A 7,575-nucleotide genomic window follows, 5' to 3' on the forward strand; every position below is an offset into this window, starting at 1 on the left:
CGAGTGAAAAGACGAGGCGGAGGTGTTAGCGCTTGCCCTTGACGATCTTTTCCTGGTTGATGTCTTCGTCCGGCGTTTCGGTGTACTGCTCTGATCCAGGGTCGGAGAGCGTCTTGCCATCACCGGTCTGGAACTCAAGCTTGAACTTATCCACGGCCTCGCTGAGCGCGTGGGCGGTGTCATCGTCTAATACATTCGTGTCTCGGAGCGTGTCGAGCACCTTGGTATTGCGGGCGAGGTAGTCGTGCAGCTCGCTTTCGAAGCGCAGGACGTCTTCAACGGGAACCTCGTCGAGCTTGCCGTTGGTGCCAGCCCAGATCGACACGACCTGCTTCTCGACGGGGAACGGCGAGTATTGCGGCTGGCGCAGCAGTTCGGTCAGTCGGGCACCGCGAGCAAGCTGGCGGCGGCTGGTGGCATCCAGGTCGGAGGCAAACATCGCGAAGGCTTCGAGCGAACGGTACTGGGCCAGCTCGAGCTTGAGCGTGCCGGACACCTTCTTGATCGACTTGACCTGCGCATCGCCACCCACGCGGGAGACCGAGATACCTACGTCGACCGCGGGACGCTGGTTGGCGTTGAACAGGTCGGACTGGAGGAAGATCTGACCGTCTGTGATCGAGATCACATTGGTCGGGATGTAGGCGGAGACGTCGTTCGCCTTGGTCTCAATGATCGGCAACCCGGTCATCGAGCCGGCACCCAGCTCATCTGAGAGCTTGGCGCAACGTTCCAGCAGGCGGGAGTGCAGGTAGAACACGTCTCCCGGGTACGCCTCGCGTCCCGGCGGACGACGCAGCAGCAGCGATACGGCGCGGTAGGCCTCGGCCTGCTTGGACAGATCGTCGAACACGATCAGCACATGCTTGCCGTCGTACATCCACTGCTGGCCGATGGCAGATCCCGTGTACGGTGCGAGGTACTTGAAGCCAGCCGGGTCTGATGCGGGCGCCGCGACGATGGTCGTGTACTCCATCGCTCCGGCGTCTTCGAGGGCGCCCTTGACGGCCGCGATCGTGGAGCCCTTTTGGCCGATGGCGACGTAGATGCAGCGAACCTGCTTTGTCGTGTCGCCCGACTCCCAGTTGGCCTTCTGGTTGATGATCGTGTCGATCGCGATGGCGGTCTTGCCCGTCTGGCGGTCACCGATGATCAGCTGGCGCTGCCCGCGGCCGATCGGGATCATGGCGTCGATCGCCTTGATTCCGGTCTGCATGGGCTCGTGGACGCTCTTGCGCTGCATGACCCCGGGGGCCTGCAACTCGAGTGCACGACGGGTGTCGGAGACGATCTCGCCGAGGCCATCGATCGGGGCGCCCAGCGGGTCGACGACACGACCGAGGAAGGCATCGCCCACGGGCACGGACAGCACCTCGCCGGTGCGGCTCACCTCCATGCCCTCCACAATGCCGATGAACTCGCCGAGCACGATCACGCCGATCTCGTCTTCGTCGAGGTTCTGGGCGAGGCCCAGGGTACCGTCGGCAAACGTGATGAGCTCGTTGGCCATGACGCCGGGGAGACCCTCCACGTGCGCGATTCCGTCCGCCGCGTCGATGACGTGGCCGATCTCGGTCTTGGAGGCTTTACCGGGCTCGTACGCCTTGACGAAATCTTTAAGTGCGTCACGGATCTCGTCCGGGCTGATCGTGAGTTCTGCCATTGTGTCTTCCTGTTCAGTGGAAAAGTCTGGTGCCTGTGCCTTCTCCGGCACGAAACTGATGAAACTTGGTGTTACGCCCCCTGTTGGCCAGGAGGCTGGTGGACTAGGAGGCGATCGTAAGTCTGAGTGCGTTGATCCGAGTGGAGATGCTGCCGTCGATGACGTCATCTCCGACCTGCACGCGAATTCCGCCGACGATCGACGGGTCTACGACGAGGTTGACTTCGAGTTGCCGCCCGTAGCTCTTCGAGAGCCCGGTGCGCAGTCGGTCGAGTTGCGCGGTGCTGATAGGTGATGCGGAGGTGACGGTAGCCACGGCCAGACCGGCCTCGTCAGCGACGATGGATGCCGCGGTGCGAACGAGACCTCCGATGCGGCGGCCCCGCGGCTGCTGCACCAGGTGATTGACGATAGCGAGCGTCTGCTCGCTCGCCTTGCCCTTCAGCAGCGCCGTGACCAACGCGGACTTCGCCGCATTCGAGCCCAGCTTGCTACCGACTGCGAGCTCAAGCTCGGGGTCAGAGGAGACGGCAGCACCAAAGGAGAACACTTCGTCTTCAATAGAGAGACCGCTCGGCGCCGAGCGGGCCACGGCTCGGATGCCGATCTCTTCGATTCCGGCAAGAAGCTGGTCATGGTGTGACCAGCGCAGTGCAACCATCCCCGCAAGGAGCGTTCTGGCAGGCGAACCGAGGGACACGAACAGACGGTCAATCAGTGCTGCCTTATCCGTTGCGGCCACCGACGCATCGGCAAGCATCGATCGCAGCTGGGCTGACTCGCCGATGACACGTCCAGCCTCGAAGAGTTGCTGGCCTGCCGCGAGAGCGTCGTCGGCGGCTAACGCACCGAGCGCTTTGCGCGACGCCACAAGCGCTTCCCTGGTTGCCGATCCCATCTACTTGCCCGTCCTGGCCTTGTCGCCGGCCGCAGCCTTATCGTCGCTTTCGAGCTCAGCAAGGAATTGGTCGACAAGGGCTGACGCCCTCTTATCGTCGCTGAGGCTCTGCCCGATGACGCCGGATGCCAGATCGATCGCCAGGCTTCCGACCTCGGCGCGAAGGGAGACGAGAGCGCCCTGGCGCTCGGCCTCGATGGTGGCCTGGGCGTTGGTCGTGATGCGAGCCGCCTCGAGAGCCGCCTGCTCCTTGAGCTCGTTGAGAATCTTCGTGCCGTCGGCACGAGCCTGGTCGCGAATCTTCGCGGCCTCGGCGCGGCCTTCCGCCAGCTGGTCTTTGTATTGCGCCAGCGCGGCAGCGGCCTCGGCCTGGGCGATCTCGGCTTTCTTGATGCCACCCTCGATGGCCTCTGAGCGGGCATCCAGCGTCGTCTTCACTGCGGGAAGGAACTTTTTCCAGAAGACGATCAGGATGACCGCGAAACAGACAGCCGACCAGATGATGTCGTACGGGGCGGGGATCAGCGGGTTGGGAGCTTCCTCCGCCGCTACAGCCAGGATTGCGCTAAGCATTCCTGCCTCCTCTGTGACTGTTGATTATTACGGGAATGGGATGAAGGCGACGGCGATTGCGACGAACGCGAGGGCCTCGGTGAACGCGATACCGAGGAACATGAGGCCGGTCAGGCGCCCCTGCAGCTCGGGCTGGCGGGCGACGGACTCGACAGTCTTTCCGACGACAATTCCCACGCCGATGGCGGGGCCGATGGTCGCGATTCCGAAGGCGATCGGAGCGAGGCTGCCAGTGATCTCGGCGACGTTCGTGATGGGGTCCACGGGTATTTCCTTCCAGGGTGGCGAACTGGCGAGTGCCAGGTTCGTTTAGTGATCTTCAGCCAGCGCGAGCTGGATGTAGGCGGCGGTGAGAAAAGCGAAGACGTATGCCTGAAGCAGGGCCACGAGAATCTCGAAGATGGTGAAGATGAAGCCGAACGCCAAGGTTCCCGCGCCAAACAGGGCATACAGGCCCCCGGCGCTAAAGAAGAAGAACTGGGTCGCCGAGAAGCAGAGGACCAACAGCATGTGCCCGGCGATCATATTCATCAGGAGTCGAAGGGCGAGCGTGACCGGTCGCAGGATGAAGGTCGACAGGAATTCGATCGGCGTCACAATCACGTACAGGGCCGCGGGCACGCCGGCCGGGAACAGTGCGGTCTTGAAGAAGCCACCGCCCGATTTCTTCACGCCGGCATAGATGAAGGTGACATAGGCGACCAGCGCAAGCACCAAGGGCAGCCCGATGACGGCCGTTCCGGTCAGGTTGATCCCCGGGATGATGCCGGTGATATTCATGCCCAGAACGGTGATGAAGATCGCCGTGATAATCGGAAGAAAGCGAGCGCCGTCTTTCTTGCCCAGGTTGCCCTCGACGATGTTGGATTGCACAAAACCAAGAATGAACTCGAGGATTGACTGACCGCGGCCCGGGATCATCTTCATTCGCCTGGTGCCCAGCCAGAAGACCAGGAGAATCACGGCAACGACAAAGAAGCGGATCAGGATGACGCGGTTGATCTCGAAGAGTGTGCCCTCGAAAAAGATGACGGGCGGGAAGAAATCGTCGAGCGTGGGACCGCTAAAACCCCCATCGTCCGGACCGGCGGTGGTGACGAAGGGAAGAAGGGTGAGAGCGTGGTGCAACAGCGCTGGCTCCAGAATCGGGGCGTGCTAGCACGCGGCGATGAAAGGTGGGGGGCGATCTCTGAAACCCTATCAAGAGATTGCCACTGGCTCGAACCGCTACAGCTTCGTAGCTTCATCCTGATCGACCCCGGACAGGGACACCTCGCCCACATAGGGCACCCGTGCACCCAGGAACGCCACCACATCGACCACGAGGCTGCCGATGACTGCCGCCAGGATCGAGAAGAACATCACCAGCGGCTCGATGAACGGCTGGTCGCGCAATATCACCAGGATCGCGATGAACACGACGAACTTCAGCAACCACACTCCGAGCACGATGCCGAAGAACAGCGTGCTCGACGGTTCATTGTGGGTCACCTTCGCCGCGAGGACAATGCTGAACGCAGTGAAGCCCATGAAGAGCGCCGTCAGGCCGGCCCCCACGAGTGCGCTCACCAGCCCGGGGACGTCGGCCACGAGGTATCCGATAACCGAACCCACCACGGCGATGATCGCCGTCAGGATCGCCCCATAGACGATCGCCCTGGCCAGGATTGTCGCTGTCTTCATGGAGTGGGCTCTCTTGTGTCGGGGGTCGTGCTCGACGATTCGAGCAGGGCTTCGTCTGCCGCCGCATCCAGGCCGTCATAGCGGGCATCTGCGATCTGGGCGTTATCGTCGATTCCGCTCGACTGGGCGATGGCCTCGAGGGCCTTGCGCCTGCTCAGCGGCGATAACGTCACCACAGTGCAGATGACCAGGCCAATCACGATGAACAGAGTCGCGGCGTACCAGGGCACGAATCGGTAGGCGAGGCACCCGACCGAGACGACCGCGGTCCAGGCGTAGAAAATCAGTACGGCATGCAGATGCGAGTGGCCCATATCGAGCAGCCTGTGGTGCAGGTGCTTGCGGTCGGCCGAGAACGGCGACTTGCCGGCGCGCAGCCTGCGTATCACCGCCAGACCGAAATCGAGCAAGGGAATGACGAGCACCGCGAACGGCAGCAGGATGGGAATGAACGCGGGAACGAAAGAGGCCGTGAACTGGTCGGGCTGATTCAGGGTTTCGGGGTCGACCTGACCGGTCACCGACAGGGCGGACACCGCCATCAGAAGCCCGACAAGCAGGGCACCCGCGTCACCCATGAACAGTTTTGCCGGGTGAAAATTCAGCGGCAGGAATCCGATGCAGGCCCCGATCAGCACGGCTGAAACCAGCGAGGCGAGATTGAAGTAGTCAGTTTGCGCATCCGACTGGAGCACATAGGTGTACACGAAGAACACACCGTTTGCGATGAGCGCGACCCCGGCTACCAGCCCGTCGAGTCCATCGATGAAGTTGATGGCGTTCATGACGAGCACAATCGCGAAGACGGTCAGACCGAGGAATACGTATGCCGACAGAATCGTCTGCCCGCCAATGGGAAGAGTGACGATTTGAACGCCCTGCCAGGCAAGCAGCCCGGCAGCGACGAACTGGCCGGCGAGCTTCGTCACCCAGTCGAGGTCCCACAGGTCATCGGCTACACCCAACAACACGATGATCAGCGCGGCGCCAAAAATGCTCAGAACCTTGCCGGGCTCCATGAACACGATGCTGAAATTGTCCAGTCGGGACGCGACGGCGAACGCCGCGACCATCCCCAGAAACATCGCGACGCCGCCGAGTCTCGGGGTCGGCCGCGTGTGCACATCCCGTTCGCGGATCTTCGGGTACAGCCGGTACTTCGTGCTCAGCTTCCAGATGACAATGGCGAGCGCGAAGGTCACGATCGCCGAGACTCCCGTCACCAGGATGTAGAAGACTATTCGCACCGATCTGCCCCTACGACCTCGCGGATCTCATCGGCGGAGATGGCACCCTCGCGCACGATGCGCAATTTGCCCTCCGGCAGTGAGAGGGCCGTGGCATCCACAATCGTCGATGACACCGTGCCGCCGTCGCCATCATCGAGGTAAATACTCACCGAATCGCCCAGCATCACTTCGGCAGCCGCCGCGGTGAGGGCCGCCGGTTGTCCCGTGAGGTTCGCGCTGGAGACCGCGAGCGGACCGGTCTCCGAGAGCAGTTCGAGCACGATACGGTTCGACGGCATACGCAGCGCGACCGTGCCGCGGGTCTCCCCCAGATCCCACTGCAGCGAGCTTTGCGCCGGGAGGATAATCGTCAGCGCCCCGGGCCAGAACTTCGCCACGAGGGCGCGCACCTCATCCGGAACAGTCTCGGCCAGGGCATCGAGCGTCGGGATGCCCGGAATAAGCACGGGCGACGGAGACTGCCGCGTGCGGCCCTTCGCATCGATCAGTTTCTGCACGGCCGCCGGATTGAACGCATCGGCCGCAAGACCATAGACCGTATCGGTCGGCACCACCACGAGGTCGCCTCGACCAATTGCGACCCTCGCGAGGCGCATACCGGTGAGAAGTTCGGCTTCAACCGAGCAGTCGTAGATGGAGGCCATGTCGCGTCTATGGTACCCGTCGAACCGGTACCGGCCGAAGCCCGGGCCCGGTGGACCTGCCCCCGCGACCGCCGTGAAAGACTGGGAGACCCGTGGACCTCTACTTCTTCGACCTCGACCGCACGCTCTATGCGTACAACTTTCGCTGCCGGCTGCCCGAACTCGCCCGTCTCAGCGGCGCGAGCCAGTACCAGATCGCTTCGAGTTGGTGGGCGGGCCAGTATGAAATTCGAGCCGAGGCCGGGGAATGGCCGACCGCCGACGCCTACCTGGATGAGTTCGCCCGCATCACGGGCGGTCGCAGGCTGAGCCTTAAGGAATGGGCATCGGCCAGGGCACCCTCCATGAGCCGAATCGACGCGAGTGTCGAAGCCCTCCGCCGAGCCGCCGAGCTTGGCACGGTGTGCCTGCTGTCGAACAACCCCGCCCCGCTCGGCGAGGCGCTGCCTCTGCTGGCACCGGATGTCGTCGAGATCGTGGGCGACAACATCCTGGTCAGCTACATGCTCGGGATTCGAAAACCCGAACCCGAGCTGTTCGCCCGGGCTCTCGACCGGTTCGGTGCTTCGGCGAGCTCGACGTTCTTCGCCGACGACAGCGCCGAGAATATCGCGGGGGCACGCTCGGTCGGAATCACGGGCTATCACCTCGAGTACATTAATGGCGTGCCACAGACCGACACTCTCCTGCCCGCCGTTGAGGCGTTCGCTGGGCGCGACCAATGAGCCTGCTGTTCATCTTCGATATGGATGACGTGCTGTACGACTACGACTGGCGAGCTCGAATGGCCGGGATGACCGAACTCACGGGTCTCACACTCGACGAGCTGCGCGAGCGGTGGTGGCACGATGATGGCGAGTGGGC

The 7,575-nt window shown here is 62.8% G+C and carries 9 protein-coding genes; 1 reads left to right on the plus strand and 8 read right to left on the minus strand.

The window, feature by feature from the left end:
• Nucleotides 1–25 precede the first annotated feature (25 nt).
• The 8 genes from atpA to RMN95_RS12320 form a co-directional block, all read right to left on the minus strand.
• The gene (atpA, locus tag RMN95_RS12285; RefSeq protein ID WP_309617197.1) at nucleotides 26–1,663 is read right to left on the minus strand and encodes a F0F1 ATP synthase subunit alpha; all 1,638 of its coding nucleotides are present in this window, start codon (nucleotides 1,661–1,663) and stop codon (nucleotides 26–28) included.
• Nucleotides 1,664–1,766: 103 nt separating this feature from the next.
• Nucleotides 1,767–2,561, minus strand: coding sequence for a F0F1 ATP synthase subunit delta (locus RMN95_RS12290; RefSeq protein ID WP_309617198.1), 795 nt, complete (start codon nucleotides 2,559–2,561; stop codon nucleotides 1,767–1,769).
• Nucleotides 2,562–3,134 carry a F0F1 ATP synthase subunit B gene (locus RMN95_RS12295; RefSeq protein WP_309617199.1) on the minus strand — a complete coding sequence of 191 codons (573 nt, stop codon included), beginning with the start codon at nucleotides 3,132–3,134 and terminating at the stop codon, nucleotides 2,562–2,564. It abuts the gene before it with no gap.
• 27 nt (nucleotides 3,135–3,161) lie between these two features.
• The gene (gene atpE, locus RMN95_RS12300; RefSeq protein WP_309617200.1) at nucleotides 3,162–3,398 is read right to left on the minus strand and encodes an ATP synthase F0 subunit C; all 237 of its coding nucleotides are present in this window, start codon (nucleotides 3,396–3,398) and stop codon (nucleotides 3,162–3,164) included.
• Between the two features lie 45 nt (nucleotides 3,399–3,443).
• Nucleotides 3,444–4,262 (minus strand): F0F1 ATP synthase subunit A, encoded by an 819-nt coding sequence (gene atpB, locus RMN95_RS12305; protein WP_309617201.1) that lies wholly within the window; start codon nucleotides 4,260–4,262, stop codon nucleotides 3,444–3,446.
• 99 nt (nucleotides 4,263–4,361) lie between these two features.
• Nucleotides 4,362–4,817, minus strand: coding sequence for a hypothetical protein (locus RMN95_RS12310; RefSeq protein ID WP_309617202.1), 456 nt, complete (start codon nucleotides 4,815–4,817; stop codon nucleotides 4,362–4,364).
• Complete coding sequence (locus RMN95_RS12315) at nucleotides 4,814–6,058, minus strand: MraY family glycosyltransferase (RefSeq protein ID WP_397545291.1); 1,245 nt, start codon at nucleotides 6,056–6,058, stop codon at nucleotides 4,814–4,816. Before RMN95_RS12315 ends, RMN95_RS12310 begins: the two co-directional genes overlap by 4 nt.
• Nucleotides 6,055–6,711 (minus strand): L-threonylcarbamoyladenylate synthase, encoded by a 657-nt coding sequence (locus RMN95_RS12320; protein WP_309617204.1) that lies wholly within the window; start codon nucleotides 6,709–6,711, stop codon nucleotides 6,055–6,057. Before RMN95_RS12320 ends, RMN95_RS12315 begins: the two co-directional genes overlap by 4 nt.
• A 92-nt stretch (nucleotides 6,712–6,803) precedes the next feature.
• Here RMN95_RS12320 and RMN95_RS12325 point away from each other — a divergent pair, with 92 nt between their 5' ends.
• Entirely contained in the window at nucleotides 6,804–7,436 is a 633-nt protein-coding gene (locus RMN95_RS12325) for an HAD-IA family hydrolase (RefSeq protein ID WP_309617205.1), read from the plus strand.
• Nucleotides 7,437–7,575 lie beyond the last annotated feature (139 nt).

It is taken from the genome of Salinibacterium sp., from assembly GCF_031364185.1.
In the GTDB taxonomy this organism is placed as follows: Bacteria; Actinomycetota; Actinomycetes; order Actinomycetales; family Microbacteriaceae; genus Rhodoglobus.

Coding starts and splice junctions, on each gene's coding strand:
- atpA (WP_309617197.1), bottom strand. CDS start 1,663: ATGGCAGAACTCACGATCAGCCCGGACGAGATCCGTGACGCACTTAAA.
- RMN95_RS12290 (WP_309617198.1), bottom strand. CDS start 2,561: ATGGGATCGGCAACCAGGGAAGCGCTTGTGGCGTCGCGCAAAGCGCTC.
- RMN95_RS12295 (WP_309617199.1), bottom strand. CDS start 3,134: ATGCTTAGCGCAATCCTGGCTGTAGCGGCGGAGGAAGCTCCCAACCCG.
- RMN95_RS12310 (WP_309617202.1), bottom strand. CDS start 4,817: ATGAAGACAGCGACAATCCTGGCCAGGGCGATCGTCTATGGGGCGATC.
- RMN95_RS12320 (WP_309617204.1), bottom strand. CDS start 6,711: ATGGCCTCCATCTACGACTGCTCGGTTGAAGCCGAACTTCTCACCGGT.